Raw genomic sequence first — 19,396 nt, forward strand, 5'->3', positions numbered from 1 at the left:
TGGCTAATCTATGCGGAGCATTGCGCGTTACTTTTATTTTTACCTAATCTTATTTGGCTTTTTCAGCCCGACCTTCGCACAACAAAACTACCTTACCTTTCCAGCCCATAGCCAAAATATTACTGTCGACCACAAAAACATTTTCTGGTTTATTCACTCAGGCCAGCTATTCAAAAGTGACGGAAAACATCAATTCGCTTACCCCTCAAAACAACTGACAAAAATTCATTTAGATAATGTTTCTCAATTGGTCGCGACGGAACAATACCTTTATTTTTCAATGCCTGAAGTCTTACTCAGGCTGGATCTCTACTCGGATGAATTAGAACCAATCACACACCATGCTGTTGAACAACTACAGCGTCTTGATGAGGCCCATGTAGGCTATCTGTTAAACAGCAACCTATTTAGAACTGACAAAGAAAAACCTATCAGAGTCCCGATTGTTGAGCCTCTTCAACGATGGGCAAGCGTAGATGGCCTTTTCTTTGGTTTAACGAAATCAGGTCAGCTTTGGCAATGGTCAGAGAATAAACAAGCACAATTACTTCAGCAATTACCGTGGGCAGTTAAACAGATTACTGCAACGCCATTAGGAGTTGCTGTAATCAATGAATCTAACGAGGTATTTTTAGTTCACGATACTCGCATCGATTACTTGGGATTAACGGGCATTAATCATCTATCTTATTTCAACAAAGCCCTTTATTCGGTCAAGCACGGCGCGCTGACAAGAACGGAACTTTCTCCGCCATTTCAACAAACAATCTCTCGCTGGCCATCATTTTATGCAAATACCTTAGCTGTAGGGAGAGATCTTTGGGCGCAGAATCGCACTGGACAATGGATTATACCGACACTCACCCCCTATTCGTTCAAAGCAAGTGATGATCCAACCATTTCCAATGAGCCACAAAATCGCGTGCTTAACAAAGGGCTTGAGGATTTCCAAGAATTTAAAAAAACACGCTCCGTCTTTGACTTTGTGTATCTGCGTTCTGACCGCTGGGCCGTTGCTAGCAACTCTGGGGTTTATTGGTTTTCAGCGCAGCAAGGCAGCTTTACCTTATTTTCAGATAAAACCGATATTACTCATCTTTTTTACAGTGGTGGAGACACTATTTGGCTCGTAAGCGAAAAAGGTGCTTGGCTTTACAATTTCCAACAGCAAGAAATTTTAGTTGAGTTACCTAACACCATAGTGCAAGACGTTACCACTCTAACGCAAAACTTGTCAGCCTTTGTTTCGAATGGCCAACTTCTTAAACTCAATGAAGTAACTAACGTTATTTCGCCCATTGCTTTGCCTCCTGAAATAGCACTTGTGACGTCAGTCTATGCCTATTCGACGGACAAATTACTCGTAGGCACAAAAACAGGAGTTTGGAGCGTTGATCTTAGCGATCAATTCAACGTAGAAAGGTCTCGAAAAGTCACCGACTTTGGAGTCCGAACAATTAAAGCTTCACGGCAAGGGGTATGGCTTGTTGGGGACATTCACATTGCGCATTTACATTTACCCATTAGCTCTCAGAGCTTTGCTCCTGATGCGTATCAAGTTGATGAATTAGAACCACCGTTCGAACATTTTGCGATGGCATCCTATCGCGACAAAGTGCTAATGCTCAGAGAGAGCCACCTATTCTTACTCGGCAGCTATGCCCCATCCACAACACGCGAGTGGTTCGTAAGCCATGTTCGTTTTTCTCAAACCAACACAGCTCTAAGCAACGATTTGACCGGAGAAACTCATATTTGGCGTCCAACCGACAACATTGTTATACCCACATTGGCTGACACCGTAACGATTTGGCTCAGTGGCTGTGATACCTGCCAATATCAAGTGAGTTTTGATAACGGCCCATGGAAGCCAGTTAGCAGCCCTGAAAACCAAATCCATTTCCCCGCTCATGCATACTCTACCATTAAAATTATGGGCAATGATGGTAGCTCTACAGCGCCACTCTATTTGCATCTTAAATCGAGTTTAGCATCAAGTTTACCTTGGCCCAGCCTAGTTATCATGATGCTGATTGGCGGGGTAATGGCCATCGCTTGGTTATGGTCCAGACAGCAACTCAAACGGCACAACGAATTTGCTCAAGCACTCATGAGCCATTCGAAAGATGCTATTTGGCTTGCTGATGAACAATTTAAGATCGTTGAAGTTAATGATGCCTACTGCCAAGTCACAGGGTTTAAACCGGACAATGTAATTGGTAAACGCCCGAAAATTAAAACTAAAACCGGTAGGAACAGGCAATTAGAAAGCTACATAGCAAGAGAAGTACAAAGCACCGGTCATTGGAGTGGTGAGTTGTGGATGCTTGGCGCAAACGGACAGAAAATGGCGCTGGATTTAGCTGTGACAAAGCTCGCGCTAAAAAAACGAGAGAAAGCACAATTCTATTACTTAGGGGTATTTTCAGACATCACATCAAGAAAAGATAATGAAGAAGCACTTTTAACTCTATCCACTCGAGATGCAATTACAGGTTTACCCAATAGAAATCTCTTCATGGAATCGTGCACCCAAGCAATTTCAAGTTGCAACGACACTTTCCCATCCTTACTGGTGATTTTAGTCGACATTGACAATTTTAGAAAAATTAATGATTTACTTGGACATCAGGCGGGAGATTTTCTACTTAAAGACATTGCGACTCGACTGCAAACATGTCTAGATAAGGGCTATACGATTGCGCGTTTTAGTAGTGATGAGTTCGCAATACTAGTGCCTCCATACCTTTATTCAGGTATGACCATTTTCTTTGCCAAAAAACTCGCAGATACCATTCTCAAGTCCTTTACACGACCGTTCATTCATAATGACGTCGAGACGACTATTTCTGCGTCTTGCGGACTTGCCGTGTACCCTGATAACGGCCACGATACTGAGCACCTATTGCGTGCGGCAGACAGTGCTTTAAGTCATGCAAAATCACAAGGTCAGAATCGCTTTCAGTTCTTTGATAGCACATTACATAGCCTTGACCCTAAAGTGCTTACTCAAGAAAGTGCATTGCTCAAAGGTATAGAAAATAACGAGTTTATTCTCGTGTACCAACCAAAATATAGTGGCAATGGCAATGGCAATGAGTTAAGTGGCTTTGAGGCTTTGGCTCGCTGGCCGCAAACCGATGGCAGCAGCGTACCACCGAATGAGTTTATTCCACTCGCGGAAAGCAACGGTACGATTATCAAACTCACCGACACCCTACTTGTACAGGTGTTTGCTACCGTTCAACAATGGATAAAGCAAGAACTGGTTTTTGGACGAGTGGCAATTAATATTTCAGCCCTTCATTTTCAAAACCCAAGTTTAGTTGACACGCTCTCTCAGTTACTCAAAGAGTATGCAGTGCCAGCCCAGAACATTGAGTTAGAAATTACTGAAAGTGCGATGATGGATAACCCTGAACTTGCATTGAGGCAAATGAGAACGCTCAAATCACTGGGCTTTACCATCGCACTGGATGATTTTGGCACTGGACACTCTTCACTGGGTCAACTGAAGAATTTCCCTATCGATGTACTCAAAATCGATAGATCCTTTATCTTAGATATCGTCAATGGGGAACAAGATAGAAATATCACGTCGACGATCATTAGATTAGCAAAATACTTAAATATGGAAGTGGTCGCGGAGGGGGTCGAAACAGAAGAACAGGCTTATCTTTTAAGCATTATGGGTTGTAACATATTGCAAGGTTACTATTATTCAAAACCACTGATGTCAGATGCAGCACTTCGTCTTTTGGAAGATATTAAAGTACAACAGCAGATTAAGCTAAGCAACACTTAGCCTAATCTACTTAGTTCATCCATTACTCGGCTTTTTGCTCGCGTCCCAGCAGAGCCATTGCCGCTTCTTTAACGTCTTTTTGCTGATAAAGTACTTGATAAATTTGCTCGGTGATCGGCATCTCAATCCCTGTGCGCTTAGCTAAAAGGTACACTTCTTTGGTATTTCGATAGCCTTCAACCACTTGACCAATACTCGACATCGCTTCATTCACCTTTTTGCCTTGCCCAAGCGCAAGACCAAAACGACGGTTACGTGATTGGTTATCCGTACAAGTCAAAATGAGGTCACCCAGCCCCGCCATACCCATAAAGGTTTCTGACCGTGCACCAAGCGCGCAGCCTAGGCGACACAATTCAGCTAAACCTCGAGTGATTAGCGCTGTTCTTGCGTTCGCTCCAAAACCAAAACCATCGGACATCCCCGCCCCAATAGCAATCACGTTTTTAACCGCACCACCAAGTTGGATACCGATAAAATCGTCATTGCTATAGACCCGAAACGAGCGTCCACAATGTAGCAATTTCGCCAGTTGACTGCGAAAATCTGAGCATGTCGACGAAACTGAAATCGCAGTGGGTAAACCTGCTGCCATTTCTTTTGCAAACGTAGGACCTGACAATACAGCAAGTGGAACTTGCTCTCCCAGTACTTCCAGCGCGACTTCTTGCAACAAGCGACCAGTATCGGGTTCTAACCCTTTTGTCGCCCAGGCAACTCGTGCGCCATCAAGCAGATAAGGCTTTATTTGCTTCAGGGTTTCTGCAAACGCATGACTTGGCACAACAACCAATATGAGTTGGCTGGCTTTAACCGCCATTTCTAAATCAGCTTCAAGCTCAAGTGATTCAGGCAGTTTTAATCCAGGCAGATACCGCGCGTTCTCTCGGGTATTAGCGATGTTTTCAACGTCTGTAGAGTTGCGACCCCACAGCGTAACTTTGTGACCGTTACGGGCAAAACAAATAGCAAGGGCGGTGCCATATGACCCCGCCCCTAAAACCGTAACAGCTGATGATGCTGTACTCATAATGTCACTTAATTAAGCGTTAGCTTCTGCTTGCTCTTCAGCACCTTGTTGAGCCGCGCGTTGTTGCATGTATTGTGCAAATAGCGCGTCAAAGTTAACTGGAGCTAGGTTAAGTTGTGGGAAAGTACCACGGTTAACTAAACTTGCAACCGCTTCGCGAGCGTATGGGAATAGAATGTTCGGGCAGAAAGCACCTAACATGTGCGCCATTTGTAGCTCGTCTAAATCTGCAATGCTGAAAATACCAGCTTGCTGGATTTCACATAAAAACGCAGTCTTGTCGCCAAGCGTTGCAGTTACCGTTAATGCCAAAACCACTTCATAAACGTTGTCGCCCAGCTTGTTTGAACGGGTGTCCATGTCTAACTTAACTTCAGGTGTCCACTCAAGTTGGAAGATTTCTGGCGAATTTGGTGTTTCAAATGAAACATCTTTCACATAAATACGCTGAATTGCAAATTGTGCGCCGTCTTGCATTGCTGCTTCGTTTTGGTTTTGTTCAGACATTACTATTCCTAATCTTGTTATCCAGACCTTTTTCGAAAGGTCTTAATTAAATTTATATTCGTTTAAGCGCTAAGCAATGAATTAAGTTTGCCCTGAGCTTCCAATGCCATCATGTCATCACAACCGCCGATATGCGACTCATTGATAAAAATCTGTGGCACCGTTGTACGGCCATTCGCTTTTGCAATCATTTCATCTCTTAATTGCGGCTGTTGGCCAATGTCAAATTCAGTATACTGTACCCCTTTGCTATCAAGCAAAGCTTTAGCGCGATGGCAGTACGGACAGTAGTCTTTGGTATAAATGACAACGTTACTCATAAGTTCACTTCTTCTATTATTTGCTGGTCGGTAAACCCGCGCCTTGCCAAGTACCCATGCCACCTGACAACACATAAACTTGCTCAAATCCTGATTTCAAACATTTCTCAGCAACAGCTGAAGCCGTGATACCAGCATTACACACAAGTATAATGGGTTTGCTTTTGAAATTTTCAAGGCTAGAAAGTTCCCCTTGTTTCGCTTTTTCTGCGTTTAAGTGGATAGCACCTGCAATGTGACCTGCACTGAACTCTTTCTGCGCGCGGATATCAATCACTTGCCCTTCTTGACGATTCACGAGCAAAGTAAGTTGTTGCGGGTTGATTTGTCTAATTTTTGAAAACTGACTTTTAAACCAACTACCCACCAGCATTGCCGCTATCACTATCCACAAAATACTTAAAACGGGGTGGTTACCAACGAATGCAATATATTGATCCATGCTTTTATACTCTTTCTGTGAAGGTTTCTGGGCGTTATGCCCAATGAAATTTCGTCTTATGCGCGCAAGTATACACAGACTCTCGAGGTAAAACAGCTTTTTGGCGTTAGCGAATCGTTCTTCTGATATTTTAGAGTACTTGAAGAGAAATCACGCGACAAAGGCTGAAAAGATGCACAAAACACGATATGCTACAGAGGAAGTTCGTGCCACATGTCAGGAGTCCAAATGACCGCGAAGAAAAAGCCTTTAGTGTTAATGATTTTAGATGGTTGGGGATACAGAGAAGAAGCAGAAAGCAACGCTATTTTAGCTGCAAATACGCCAATTTTAGATTCACTCTGGGCAACATGTCCGCACACACTAATTTCGAGACTCAGGACTTGATGTTGGTTTACCTGCAGGTCAAATGGGTAACTCTGAAGTGGGTCACGTGAACTTGGGTGCTGGTCGCATCGTGTATCAAGATTTTACTCGTATTACCAAGTCAATCGACGACGGTGAATTTCAACACAATCCAGTACTTGTCGAAAATATTGATAAAGCTGTTGCTAAAGGCGCAGCCGTTCATTTGATGGGATTATTAAGCCCAGGTGGTGTACATAGCCATGAAGACCACATCATAGCCGCAATGCAGCTTGCCGTCGAACGTGGCGCTAAAGCCGTTTATCTACATGCATTCTTAGACGGTCGTGACACACCACCTCGCAGTGCAAAAGCATCAATTGAACGCATTGAGAAAGAATTTGCTCGCCTTGGCACCGGACGATTAGCAACCATCATCGGTCGTTACTATGCCATGGATAGAGATAACCGCTGGGATCGCGTCGAAGCCGCTTACAACTTAATGGTGGATGGTACAGCGAACTTCACATTTGAAGATGGTGTAAGCGCTCTAGAAGCGGCCTATGCTCGTGAAGAAAATGATGAGTTTGTTAAAGCAACGACTATTGTTCCTGCTGGCGAAAACGCGGCAGTGATGAACGACAATGACACCGTCATTTTTATGAATTTCCGAGCTGACCGCGCTCGACAAATGACACGTACATTTGTCGATGCGAACTTCGATGGCTTTTCGAAAGCTCGCACTCCGTCGCTCAGTGCATTTGTCATGTTGACTGAATATGCCGCTGATATTAAAGCACCAATTGCATTTGCTACTGAATCTTTAAGCAACGTGCTTGGTGAATGGCTCGCGAAACATCAGAAAACTCAGTTACGTATTTCTGAAACAGAAAAGTACGCTCACGTAACGTTCTTCTTTAGTGGTGGTCGTGAAGCGTTGTTTGATGGCGAAAAACGTGAACTGATTCCATCACCAAAAGTAGCTACATACGACCTTCAACCGGAAATGAACTCTACGCTTTTAACCGATAAGCTTGTTGATGCAATCCACGGTGGTGAGTTCGATGTGATTGTCGTCAACTACCCCAATGGCGATATGGTTGGTCACTCGGGTGTATTCGATGCTGCAGTAAAGGCCTGTGAAGCAGTAGACCGTTGCATTGGACGCGTCGTTGAGGCATTAAGAGAAGTCGGTGGAGAAGCGCTAATAACCGCAGACCATGGTAATGCTGAGCAAATGTCAGACCCAAGCACAGGACAATCACACACCGCACACACAAGCGAGCCTGTTCCTTTTATTTACGTTGGCCGTGATGCAGTCGCACATTCAAGTAAAACGTTAAGCGATGTTGCCCCAACCATGCTACACCTACTTGGCATGGAGCAACCGCCAGAAATGACCGGTTCCCCTATCGTTACTTTGAAGTAATGAACACAGCTCGTTTAAGCTCACCGCAATCACACAGCAGTTACGTCACGTCACTGCTGTGTATGATTTTTTGTGCATTGTCTTTTTCGTGGTGTAGTTCGTTACTCGCAAATGAAGACCGAACAAAACAAGATCTTGTTGAGGTCCAAGAAGAAATTAAACGCGCTGAAGCTCGTTTTGCCGAGCAAAAGAGCGCGCTAAAGAGGCAGGAAAAACAACTCAGACAAGTCGAACGCAGCTGTTGCTGAACATGTTCGCGCACTTGAGTTAACGCAGCAAGGGATGACGGAGAATCGCCAGCAACAGCAAATATTGGAAGAAGAACAAAACCGCTTATCCAAACAGCGCCGCCAACTCTCAGCTATTCTCGCCAAACAACTGCAAAGTGCCTACATCAATGGTGCTCACGACTATTCCAAGATGCTGTTAAACCAAGAGAATGCGTCGACTTTGGAACGAATGATTGTGTACTACGAATACCTAAATAATGCTCGAACTTCGCAACTCGATGCATTAAAAGAGATAGTCGCAAAAATAGACCAAAACAAAACGCGTTTATTGCAAAAGCAGTCTCAGCTGGCTGATTTATCTAACGAACAGCAAAGAAGGTTAGACGGGCTTAAAGTCGCACAAGCTGAACAGGTTGAAAAATCAAAAGCACTGCAAAGCACCTTAAATGCGACAAAAACGGCCATTGCATACCTTCGCGACAATGAAAAAACACTTCGTGACACGTTGGCTCAATTGCAAACAGTCAAAGCCCAAACCGCGCAATCTCAAGAAATGGTCGGCCTCAATAACGCCAAAGGAAAATTACCTTGGCCAGTAACAGGCCGAATCGGAAACCGTTTTGGTGCGAAAAAACACACTGGCCTTAACTGGAATGGTGTTCTGATCCAAGCAAATGAAGGAAGTAACGTCACCAGTATTCGACAAGGTCAGGTGGTTTTTGCCGATTGGTTAAATGGTTATGGGTGGGTCATCGTGGTCGACCATGGTGAAGGGTTTATGAGCCTCTATGGTCATGCACAAACACTACTGCGAGATGTTGGCGACCTTGTGCAAAGCGGTGAACCGATTGCTAAAGTTGGTCAAAGCGGCGGACAGCAAAATCCTGGTCTATACTTCGAAATACGGCATAAGGGACGCGCTGTAAATCCTATCGAATGGTGCAGAAAATCGTAAGGTACGTATCGCTGCACTAAGAGGAGCAGCTCATGAATACGATACCACAAGCAAATCTGCGCCAAGCACACACCTTAGTAAATACCTTTTTTGCTATTCTGTTTGTGTTTCTTACGCTGATAAATCCTGTATTCGCATCAATCACTGATGTCACGTTAAGTGAAGAAGAAAGTAACGAAATTCTGTTCCACATTCACGCTTATTACGTTGAGGACTTACCGATCAGTGAGCTAAGTCAAAACAGTTTAGCCACGTTGTTTGAACATTTAGACCCCTACTCAAGATATTTAGATGAAGGTGACCTAGACGCCATTTTTAGTACCGCAAGCGGCCAGTACACAGGACTTGGAATAGAAGTGGAAGAACGAGAGAGTACGCTGGTTATCACGAACACCTTGAGCAATTCACCCGCGAGCAGAGCTGGACTGCAAAAAGGTGATGTGTTGCTTTTCGTAAATGGCCAGAAAGTGGCTGACAAGCCATTAAAATACGTCTCTGATATGCTGCGTTCTGCGAAAAAATCGACTATCAATCTAATTGTGTCTCGCTCTCAAACCAACATGGAATTCGCTTTGCAACGAGAAGAGATTTCCTTAGATACCGTAACGAGCCAATTACTTCCACGCGGCATTGGTTATGTCTCTATTGCGAGTTTCAATAATCACACTTACCACGATGTTGCAAACCACATTAAGAAGCTTAAAAGTAAGTATGGGCGTACACTGCGTGGTTTGATTCTAGATCTCCGCGACAATCCCGGAGGTACATTAAACAGTGCTGTTGCAATCTCTGATCTGTTTTTAGATAGCGGACTCATTGTGACGACTAAAGGACGTTTCTTCGATGCAAATCAAATCTACCAAGCTCAACGAGGTGACCTACTTCGAGGTGCGCCTATCGCAGTTCTGATCAACGAAAACTCGGCATCGGCGGCAGAGATTCTCGCTGGCGCTTTGCAAGATAACCATCGGGCACTCATTATGGGCGAAAGGTCTTTCGGTAAAGGTTCGGTACAGTCGCTTATTCCCCTTGGAGAAGGAAAAACAGCGCTCAAGTTGACCACCGCAAAATACTTCACACCATCCGGCCGCTCTATTGATGGAATTGGTATCAAACCAGATGTAGAGATGAATAAAGAGGTACTTTCACAATTGAGTAAAGCCGTTATAATGGACCGTAACAATAATCAAATAAAGCCTGAGATAACGAATCTTCTCGCAAAATTGGATTCACATTTACTGGCTGAAAAATAATAAAAACGATTGAGTGCTAACAAATAAAATAACGTCTTACCTACTTGGTATCGCACTTTTCTTGCTGCCTTGTGCCGTTGCTCAGGCAGCAAGGATTGCCATTGTCATCGATGATATAGGCTATCATCAACGCGATATGGATTTGCTGAATCTACCCGGCACGCTCACCTATTCCATTTTACCGCACACGCCATATTCTCAGCGCTTTGCTTTCAAAGCGAGTCAACAAGGTAAAGAATTGCTGCTCCATGTTCCGATGGAATCGACCAATGACAAGCTATTAGGGCCTGGCGGCCTGACTTCTGATATGGGACGACTCGAGTTACAAAGTACGTTAGGCCATGCTCTTGCAAGCTTACCGCAGGTAAAAGGTGTGAATAATCATATGGGTTCAAGATTAACTCAAGAAACTGAGCCGATGCGTTGGACCATGGAAATTTTGAAAAAACGAGGCTTATTTTTTCTCGATAGTCGCACGACCGTGCAAACGCAAGCTCAACACGTTGCCAATTTAGTGGGTGTGATGAACATTTCACGCAACGTGTTTCTCGATAATGATCTCAACGAGGAAGCAATGTTAGTGCAGTTAGAGGAACTAAAACGTATTGCGACTCAGAACCAGTTTGCCGTGGCAATTGCACACCCTTATCCTGAAACTCAATCATTTTTAATGGCGCAGTTGCCATTGCTAAGCGCACAAGGATTTGAATTAGTACCCGTTTCTCAATTAGTGGAAAACAAATACATTCAACTTGCTGACAAAGCGCCAGAAACGCCGAACACGGTCAGTCACCTGACCGTAACACCGTAAACATTTAATCTTCTGGTGACATTGTGGTCGGTAACTGACTAAACCTTACCATCGGATTTTCTTTCCTCAGCTTCTTCGATACATCAATGGAAATTTCGTGCTCTTTATTGGTCTGAAAACGATAAACCTGTTTAGCTGACAACACTTCTATTGTTGCATCAGACGCAAACTTAAATTTAATTGCATCCATTGTGGGGACCATGAAACTCATCCCCCCTGCCATACCGTCCATAAATGAGTTGATATCGTCCAACAACACAAACAAATCATTGTAGGCAATTTCTGTCACATCGAGTTCTTTGATTTTGGTACTCAACGAGATGGAGACATCGTCTTTCTCTTGATTGACGTGCATCTTGATGTTTTTAGCATCTTCATAAACTGGCAAATCTAATGTTGCATCCGCACCTATTTTTACTTCTGACAATAGGTTCCCATCTTTTGTGAACCATATTTTGACGTCGTCGAGCTGGATGGTCTCATTCTTAATCTCAAGTTGTGCTTTGCCAGATAGATACGGCGATTTAACTGCTTTTAACAGGCTCAATATCGAGTTTAGCTTGGCATAGTCTGATGAACGCTCTGAAGCCATCGAGACAGGCGTCGTAATTAAAACCAGCATATAAATTAATATCGATAATCCTTTCACCTTTACCTTCCTACAAATGATTTAAAAGACAAAATCTTGCCATACAATTTATTGATCTAAGACCAAGTAAGAACGCACATTTATGACTAGAATTAGAGCAACTTGCAACGTTAAATAGGTAAATAAATGTTAAAATACGTCTCTGACCTCATGACACCAGATCCACTTTGCATTAGCCAAACGGATTCGTTAAAAGTCGCACACGATCTAATGCGTGAAAAAAACATCCGCCATATTCCAATTATTGATGACCAAGGTCAGTTGCAAGGTATGTTGACCCAAAAAATCATGATTGCAAACGTCATGAAAATACTGGCAACTTACGGCCAACTCGCTCTCGAACGAAAAGAAAAACAACAAAAGGCTCAAGAAGTCATGGCAACTGATTTCGTCGCAGTACGCCCTGACGAAAAACTAAAAGACGTGGCAACTTATTTCGTTAAAAACCGTCATGGTTGTTTGCCTGTTGTTACTGAAGATGGCAAATTGCAGGGTATTATCACCTCATCTGATTTTGTTCGTTTGGCTGCAGCACTACTTGGCAGTGAAGGCTAATCAACTTTATTTGATAGGTATTCCACAGACTTCAAAGAAGTTTATACAACGCATCGACATTGCAAAATGGCAGTATGCTGCAACGTCGAATCCTATAGATGAGATACCTGATTTGGAATATCTCATTCGCCTCTTTTCATCCCCCTAAAAAGCGCTAAACTAGCGGTTTTTAGGGGGAGCATTATGAAACGTACAAAATTAATTAACCATCTCACTGAATTGCTCAAGCCTTTTCAAATTAGTGACTATTGTCCGAATGGCCTACAAGTCGAAGGTAAGTCTGAAATAAAGAAAATCGTGACTGGCGTTACCGCGAGTCACGCACTAATCGATGCTGCTATTGAACGTGGTGCTGATGCAATTTTGGTTCATCACGGATATTTCTGGAAAGGTGAAGATCAGACAATCACGGGCATGAAAAAACGTCGTATTCAGCGCTTGCTTGCACACGATATTAACTTAATTGCCTATCACCTCCCCTTAGATGTACATCCTGAACTTGGCAACAACGCACAACTCGGCGCATTGTTAGGCTTAGATATTGAACGCCCTCTTGAACCATGGAATAAATCGAGCGTCGCAGTAAAAGGCAAACTTGCTACACCGATGTCGGTCGAAGATTTTGCGATTTTGATTGAGAACAAATTGGGTCGAGCTCCTCTTGTTAACGCCGCGGGTGACCATTTAATCAAGACGGTTGCTTGGTGTACGGGTGGCGGACAAAGTTTTATAGATTTAGCCGCAAGCCAAGGTATTGATGCTTATCTTACTGGTGAAGCATCTGAGCAAACTATCCATTCATCCAATGAACAGAGCATTCACTTTTTCGCCGCGGGACACCATGCAACAGAGCGATATGGCGTGAAAGCATTAGGTGAATACCTTGCGACACAATTTGACCTAGAGGTTGAATTTATTGATATCCACAATCCGGTGTGATGCCCATAAATGAAAAACGACAGAAGTTTTGACACTATTTCCTCTAAATTTTCGAAAAATATTTATGGCACGAATAAAGGCAAGATCCGTGAAGCGGTTCTAAAGCGGGATTTAACAGAAGGTGTACCTTGGCTTGGTATCAACACCTCTATGCGAATTTTAGATGTGGGTGGAGGACAGGGCCAACTTGCACTTTTTTTGGCAGCGCAGGGGCACCACGTTACGCTCATCGACATTTCCAAGGAGATGCTTGATGTTGCGATGAGTAATGCCACTCAACAAAACCTTCAGCAAAATCTCACAACTGTTCATGGGGCTTTGCAATCTATTCCTGATTTAGCTTTGGGCCAGTTTGACTTGGTTTTGTGTCACGCTGTTTTAGAGTGGGTAGTTGAGCAGCAGAAAGCCTTAACAATATTGAAAAGCTGTATGCAACGTGACGGACTTCTATCGCTGATGTACTACAATCGTGACGCACAGCGCTTTGCAAATTTAGTTTACGGTAACTTCGACTACGTACAAAACGATTTAAAGGTTAAAAAGAAAGTCAGTTTGAATCCAAATCAGCCGCTCGATCCGAAGGATGTTGCTGCGTGGTTAAACGATTTAAATTTATCCGTTCTGGCAAAGACTGGCGTGCGCTGCATAAATGATTATTTGAGAGATCCTAAAAAGGCGGAGAACCAGTTCAACGAACTACTTGCCATGGAGCTTAAATTTAACCGCCAAGATGCCTACGCATCGTTAGGACGATATACGCATCTACTTTGCACAGCATTTAACGATAATGAGTAATTGACCATAGCGCGAAGCATCAACGTTTTTACGTATTGCACAAATAAAAAAGCCCGCATCTGCGGGCTTTTCAATTCAATAGCAATTACGCCATGAAATCGATACCTTCTTGGATATCTTTGTTTAGTGTTTCTAACATGTCGTTTTTCGCTTTCTCTTCGAATGCGCTTAATTGACCGTAAGAAAGGATCTCTTCAACACCATTTTTGCCAAGGCGTACTGGGTGTGCAAAGTAAGGTGCATCGCCGTTTTCAACTGCAACGTATGCGTAGTCAACAACGTTTGCTTCGCCTTGAAGACCTTTAACTAATGAGAAGCAGAAACGAGCTGCCGCTGCACCCATTGAAAGTGTTGCTGAACCGCCACCCGCTTTCGCGTTAACTACTTCAGTACCCGCGTTTTGGATACGTGGAGTAAGCGCTGCAACTTCTTCTTCAGTGAACTCTACACCTTCAACTTGTGAAAGTAGAGGAAGAATTGTTGTGCCTGAGTGACCACCGATCACAGGTACTTTAACGTTTGCAACATCTAGACCTTTAAGTTCAGCAACGAACGCTTCTGAACGGATCACGTCTAGCGTTGTAACACCGAAGATACGTGCTGCATCGTAAACGCCAGCCTTTTTGAATACTTCAGCAACGATTGGCACAGTGCCATTTACTGGGTTAGTGATGATACCTACTAGTGCTTTAGGGCAGTTTTTAACCATGCCTTCCGCTAACGCTTTTACGATGCTCGCGTTTACATTGAATAGATCAGAGCGATCCATACCTGGCTTACGTGGCATACCTGCAGGAACTAAAACGATATCCGCATCGACAAGCGCTGAGTCAAGATCATCTTTACCATGACCTGTCACTTTCACTGCTGTAGGGATGTGAGACAAATCAACAGCAACACCAGGTACAACTGGCGCTACGTCGTAAAGCGCTAGCTCAGAACCTGCTGGTAAACCAGTTTTTAGTAGTAGAGATAGAGCTTGGCCGATACCACCGGCAGCACCTAAAACAGCAACTTTCATGGGAATTCTCCATAATTTGAGGTAGGAATAAAAAGTGCCATAAAGATAATGAAAAGCACCGATAAAAACAAATTAATCCTGCTTATATTCGAGATTTTTTCGACCATAGTTGTAAACATCGCGACACTTAGTGCCATTGTAAGACTACAATTGAGCATAAGTGCTCATTGCGATATGTCGCTACTTGTGCCGCCTACGGCGAAAACATCATCACGAAAACTTGGGCATCAGTACGTATTTGTGTAGAATCATCCAGATATGGCAATAAACGAGCGAGTAGTTATGCAACCTCAAGAAAAACAAGAAGCACTAGTAAAAGCATTCAAGGCATTGTTAAAAGAAGAAAACCTTTCTTCGCAAGGCGAGATTGTCGATGCGCTCAAAGATCAAGGTTTCGATAACATAAGCCAAAGCAAAGTATCTAGAATGCTGAGCAAATTTGGGGCCGTTCGCACTCGTAATGCTAAACAAGAAATGGTCTACTGTTTACCTGTAGAAATGGGCGTACCGACCGCGAAAAGCCCACTTAGACAACTTGTCTTAGATATCATGCACAATGAGATGATGATAATCATTCGAACAAGCCCTGGCGCTGCACAACTTATCGCTCGCTTGCTCGATTCTCTTGGCAAAGCAGATGGAGTACTTGGTACGATTGCCGGTGATGACACTATCTTCATTGCACCAGCAAAAGTGTCAGAAATTGATTTAACGTTAGACCGAGTTCGTACGCTATTCGATAACGTCTAATCGCTCAGCCATCGATTTCAAAAACTGGACAGAGGGCGCGAAAAAAGCAGCGCCCATATCACTATGGGTAAAATCTAGCCATCGGTCGTAACATTCATCATCACCGAATCGTTTTTTCAGGACGAGTGCCAAACCGTCGCCATGCGCACTGCAACTCAGCCATAAACTGCCCTGAACGTGAACATCACCAAACGGCATACTCTGATTTAGTAACAAAGCTAGACCATTTTCATCTTTCAATTCACTCAGCGTCGCATGACTATCAGGCGTTGGGGGCAGGATCAATTGATTGTCTAACCGAGTTCGACCCATTATTTGTTCTTGTTCACTCACATCTAAACGATGCCAACCCGCCAATTCAAATTTTACACGCGTGGTGTGCACATAACTGCCTTGATCATCTGGTTGATTAGGACTACTAACCAAAGCAACTTGCCGCTTTAAACGGCCATGAGGCGCGTCACCGCCATACACAAAACCGTTAAAATCTCGTCCATCGAGAAATCGAAAACAACGAACTTGAGATACCAGTTCAACGCCTGAGCCAAATATTTGTAGTACGCGCTGTGCAAAAAGGTGATTTACATCTTCTCTATCGGAACGAATCACCAAAAGTAAATCAAACGGTTGGCTATGAATACTGTGTTCTGAATGGCTGATATGGGGAAAACTTCGAAGTTCAGATGGAATAAATTCAGGATAGATATGTGGCCAATATTGCGCACCGACAGCAATAAAAGAACTAATCATTGACTCAGAAAACTGATCATTAAACTCTTCTTGCAACAACAACAATTCCGGGAGCTGAACACGCACTGCTTCATCATGACCGTCTAACACGTTAAAAAAGAGATGTAATCCATGCAGATTTGCCTCTGCACAAAGTCCTGATTGCGCTTGCGCCATACCGAAACAGTACCCAATTATTGATATTATTGTTATCCAGCGACACAAAACGTTTTGTTTTGTATGCCACTCTGATTTTTCGCATTCAAGCAAATGCCCCACAACGAAATTGTAAAAGCAACAGCCTACAGCCAAAACTCGATGTTATTCGGCCCTCTTACGCTAATTAACCTCAATGCAAAGCATCAAAGCATTAGCCGCAACCTAAATAACAACACCTGAAGTGCTTTCGCTCGCCTTTAGCGAATAGCTTTTGAGTGTAATTAATTGTGTCTGGCCAAAGGTAAGTATATGTCGAGGCGATAAATTTCAGCAACCCATACTGTCAATCGAGACGTTAGTATGGTGTTTTTGAATGCAGATTGTTAGATATTCGAGCATCCATACGCGTATATACACACAAAAATGAGTGAGAATAACTCAAATCTACGACAAATGAATGATATGGATAATTTATTCAACACTAGATTTCATGCGGCTTGCGATGGAGTTAATAGTCTAAACTCACCATTCGTTTCCAAAATGGAATCACAAAAGAGGAAGTTGTATGTGAGAGATCTCTCACGGCGCTGACAGCGATCGTGGAAGATACTGCATAAAAAACCCCTAAATTATTTGTAATACCATGAAATTAAAAGACTTAATCTAAAGTAAACCAGTGTAAACACAAAATCATTCGGTTTTTATCGGATACAAGCTCACCATCGCTAACTATACTGTTCACATCAGCTAGGGAAAACGCTGATAAAAGGGAAACGTTCAGGAAGAACGTTGCTAACCAGGAAGGATAGCAAAGGAAAGGAATATCGAAGGAACGATTCAGCTTAGGATAAGCAAAGACAAGGATAATTCAGCATTGGAAGCTGGGCAATGGACGCGTAAGGAAGATATCCAATCAAAAGGACAGATTGGCTGACAGGAAGTTGTAGTGGACACACGGATTGTTCGAAATGGAATCGATAGCAGGATGCTGCCAGGAAGAAGTAGGCAAAGGAACAGCGGACGTTTACCCCTTCTGGGAATGACCGAGGCCAAGCAGTAAATAAGATGGATTGCTCAGGATGAGCAAGTGAATGGAAACACAACAGGAAGTGAGGAACAGTGTTACCTTCGAGTAAATCTTATTAAGGTGTACTCAGGGAGTAATTCTGAAACTACGTAGACCCTAACCAACGTAGTAAAGGATGCCAATTAGGACAGTGTTGTACGAGTAAGTACTCTATCGCAGGACGCGAAAAGAAGATTCCGCAGGCGCAGCCCATTGGGTTGCGCCCTTCTTTATTTGGGATTCTTAATGTCTTAAACAGCGTTTTCCTAGCCCATCACTTCATTCGAAACATGACCAAGCCAAATTAATCCACTTTTCGGTTTTTACCTTTTAAATAAGCACTTCTAAAGTCAAGAAAATGTGCTTGTAGATTTTCTGCAGCTTGCGCCTCACCATTTTGCGCTAATACAATTGTTGCCACTTCAACAGTACCCAACTGATTTTCAAATGGTGCGACCCGCAAACGATAATCAGAGAGCGCTTTTGGCGTGATTGATAGCACAGGTAAATTGTCTAGATAGGGACTTCGTCTAAACATCCGTTTTGCTTCCCGCCAAGTACCATCTAAAAAGACATACAGTGGTTTTTTGTTTTCTTCACGCTGCACGGATTCGATGATCTGCCGTCCATCCGCTTCTTCTGCCGGAAAAACAAGGATTGGTTGATAACTTGGATCCGCTAACAAAGCAAGTAGTGCGTCTTCCGGCTCTGTGCGACTCCATTTAAACGCGTAATTGTCTGGTACAATATCGGCTATCAGCCGCCCGGTGTTAGAAGGTTTGAACGGCTCATTGTGAGACATCAACATCAGCACCGCACTTTGACAATCGTGAGCAAAAAGACGTGATGAACAGATGCACAAAGAGGTAGCAAGTAAACATGTTTCACAACGGATAAGACGACCACCTCTCGCATTGAAAGGTCGAGTCGCATTGGCCAACAAAACTTGCCTAAGTTGAAGTACCGAATTGTTCATTTCTTGCCTCTTAGATATTAAGCGGCGTATTGTAAGCAACTAGAATAAAAAAAGCAGTAAGGAATTCATTATGAAAATTACACCTTCCGCGCGTCTCATGTATCGAATGATCACCCCAGATGATGCACAGCTTCTGTTTGAGTTGGACCAAGACCCTTCGGTGATGCAATACCTAAATGGTGGGATACCAACCTCCATGGAAGATATTCACAATCGCTTTTTACCAAGAATTGCGTCATTTCATAATGAAGAAAAAGGCTGGGGTCTTTGGCATGTTGCGACCAAAGAAGAGCATGAATTTATTGGTTGGATTTTGGTTCGTCCAATGTTCTATTTCACTGAAGAACGAGACGACACCGACATGGAACTTGGCTGGCGTTTTAAACAAACGACTTGGGGGCAAGGTTACGCTACTGAAGCGGCTTTGCACGTCGCGACCCATATTGAAAAATTAAATGAATTAAAGTCATTTAGCGCTGTCGCAGCAGTAGATAACATCGGTTCCATTGCAGTCATGAAGAAGCTAGGCATGCATTTTGTTAAGCAAGACATACATACCGATCCAACTTGGCAAACAGAAGTGGTGTACTACACCAAACCTTTAATCGATTAGTTGCGTTTTACTGCCTT

General features: G+C 43.3%; 17 protein-coding genes and 1 pseudogene. 10 read left to right on the plus strand and 8 right to left on the minus strand.

Annotation, left to right across the window (positions count from 1 at the left end; genetic code table 11):
- The first annotated feature begins 10 nt into the window (after positions 1-10).
- A complete protein-coding gene (locus J5O05_RS06365; protein WP_208844071.1) occupies positions 11-3,805 on the plus strand; it encodes a sensor domain-containing protein in 3,795 nt (1,264 codons plus the stop codon).
- Positions 3,806-3,827: 22 nt separating this feature from the next.
- Here the strand turns inward: J5O05_RS06365 and gpsA are convergent, their stop codons facing one another.
- The 4 genes from gpsA to J5O05_RS06385 all read right to left on the minus strand — a co-directional run bounded on the left by gpsA (position 3,828) and on the right by J5O05_RS06385 (position 6,104).
- Entirely contained in the window at positions 3,828-4,835 is a 1,008-nt protein-coding gene (gene gpsA / locus J5O05_RS06370) for an NAD(P)H-dependent glycerol-3-phosphate dehydrogenase (RefSeq protein ID WP_208844072.1), read from the minus strand.
- Positions 4,836-4,847: 12 nt separating this feature from the next.
- Positions 4,848-5,342 (minus strand): protein-export chaperone SecB, encoded by a 495-nt coding sequence (gene secB / locus J5O05_RS06375; RefSeq protein ID WP_208844073.1) that lies wholly within the window; start codon positions 5,340-5,342, stop codon positions 4,848-4,850.
- A 62-nt stretch (positions 5,343-5,404) separates the two neighbouring features.
- A complete protein-coding gene (gene grxC / locus J5O05_RS06380) occupies positions 5,405-5,662 on the minus strand; it encodes a glutaredoxin 3 (RefSeq protein ID WP_208844074.1) in 258 nt (85 codons plus the stop codon).
- A gap of 16 nt (positions 5,663-5,678) precedes the next feature.
- Positions 5,679-6,104, minus strand: coding sequence for a rhodanese-like domain-containing protein (locus tag J5O05_RS06385; RefSeq protein ID WP_208844075.1), 426 nt, complete (start codon positions 6,102-6,104; stop codon positions 5,679-5,681).
- A gap of 228 nt (positions 6,105-6,332) precedes the next feature.
- Here J5O05_RS06385 and gpmM point away from each other — a divergent pair.
- From gpmM to J5O05_RS06405, 4 genes and pseudogenes are all read left to right on the plus strand, one after another.
- Positions 6,333-7,878 (plus strand): annotated as a pseudogene (gene gpmM, locus J5O05_RS06390) (2,3-bisphosphoglycerate-independent phosphoglycerate mutase).
- 282 nt (positions 7,879-8,160) lie between these two features.
- Positions 8,161-9,063 carry a murein hydrolase activator EnvC family protein gene (locus J5O05_RS06395; RefSeq protein WP_244369884.1) on the plus strand — a complete coding sequence of 301 codons (903 nt, stop codon included), beginning with the start codon at positions 8,161-8,163 and terminating at the stop codon, positions 9,061-9,063.
- A 32-nt stretch (positions 9,064-9,095) separates the two neighbouring features.
- Positions 9,096-10,316: a S41 family peptidase gene (locus J5O05_RS06400; RefSeq protein WP_208844076.1), complete on the plus strand. Its 1,221-nt coding sequence runs from the start codon at positions 9,096-9,098 to the stop codon at positions 10,314-10,316.
- Between the two features lie 13 nt (positions 10,317-10,329).
- The gene (locus J5O05_RS06405) at positions 10,330-11,127 is read left to right on the plus strand and encodes a divergent polysaccharide deacetylase family protein (protein WP_208844077.1); all 798 of its coding nucleotides are present in this window, start codon (positions 10,330-10,332) and stop codon (positions 11,125-11,127) included.
- 4 nt (positions 11,128-11,131) lie between these two features.
- On the opposite strand, the gene J5O05_RS06410 is transcribed toward J5O05_RS06405, so the two are convergent.
- Positions 11,132-11,776: a DUF2987 domain-containing protein gene (locus tag J5O05_RS06410; RefSeq protein ID WP_208844078.1), complete on the minus strand. Its 645-nt coding sequence runs from the start codon at positions 11,774-11,776 to the stop codon at positions 11,132-11,134.
- 126 nt (positions 11,777-11,902) lie between these two features.
- Here J5O05_RS06410 and J5O05_RS06415 point away from each other — a divergent pair, with 126 nt between their 5' ends.
- From J5O05_RS06415 to J5O05_RS06425, 3 genes are all read left to right on the plus strand, one after another.
- Complete coding sequence (locus J5O05_RS06415) at positions 11,903-12,331, plus strand: CBS domain-containing protein (protein ID WP_208844079.1); 429 nt, start codon at positions 11,903-11,905, stop codon at positions 12,329-12,331.
- Positions 12,332-12,514: 183 nt separating this feature from the next.
- Positions 12,515-13,270, plus strand: coding sequence for a Nif3-like dinuclear metal center hexameric protein (locus J5O05_RS06420; protein WP_208844080.1), 756 nt, complete (start codon positions 12,515-12,517; stop codon positions 13,268-13,270).
- A gap of 9 nt (positions 13,271-13,279) precedes the next feature.
- A complete protein-coding gene (locus tag J5O05_RS06425) occupies positions 13,280-14,065 on the plus strand; it encodes a methyltransferase domain-containing protein (protein WP_208844081.1) in 786 nt (261 codons plus the stop codon).
- Between the two features lie 85 nt (positions 14,066-14,150).
- On the opposite strand, the gene mdh is transcribed toward J5O05_RS06425, so the two are convergent.
- On the minus strand, positions 14,151-15,086 hold the full coding sequence (gene mdh / locus J5O05_RS06430; RefSeq protein WP_208844082.1) for a malate dehydrogenase: 936 nt from the start codon (positions 15,084-15,086) through the stop codon (positions 14,151-14,153).
- A gap of 282 nt (positions 15,087-15,368) precedes the next feature.
- Here mdh and argR point away from each other — a divergent pair, with 282 nt between their 5' ends.
- Positions 15,369-15,836, plus strand: coding sequence for a transcriptional regulator ArgR (gene argR / locus J5O05_RS06435; RefSeq protein WP_208844083.1), 468 nt, complete (start codon positions 15,369-15,371; stop codon positions 15,834-15,836).
- On the opposite strand, the gene J5O05_RS06440 is transcribed toward argR, so the two are convergent.
- Both J5O05_RS06440 and J5O05_RS06445 read right to left on the minus strand, forming a co-directional pair.
- Positions 15,819-16,742 carry a Dyp-type peroxidase gene (locus tag J5O05_RS06440; protein ID WP_208844084.1) on the minus strand — a complete coding sequence of 308 codons (924 nt, stop codon included), beginning with the start codon at positions 16,740-16,742 and terminating at the stop codon, positions 15,819-15,821. The two genes, argR and J5O05_RS06440, sit on opposite strands and share 18 nt — an antisense overlap.
- Positions 16,743-18,094: 1,352 nt before the next feature.
- Positions 18,095-18,766, minus strand: a complete 672-nt coding sequence (locus J5O05_RS06445) for a tRNA-uridine aminocarboxypropyltransferase (RefSeq protein WP_208844085.1) — start codon at positions 18,764-18,766, stop codon at positions 18,095-18,097.
- Positions 18,767-18,836: 70 nt separating this feature from the next.
- Between J5O05_RS06445 and J5O05_RS06450 the strand changes: the two genes are divergently transcribed.
- Positions 18,837-19,379, plus strand: coding sequence for a GNAT family N-acetyltransferase (locus J5O05_RS06450; protein ID WP_208844086.1), 543 nt, complete (start codon positions 18,837-18,839; stop codon positions 19,377-19,379).
- Positions 19,380-19,396 lie beyond the last annotated feature (17 nt).

It is taken from the genome of Pseudoalteromonas xiamenensis (assembly GCF_017638925.1).
In the GTDB taxonomy this organism is placed as follows: Bacteria; Pseudomonadota; Gammaproteobacteria; order Enterobacterales; family Alteromonadaceae; genus Pseudoalteromonas; species Pseudoalteromonas xiamenensis.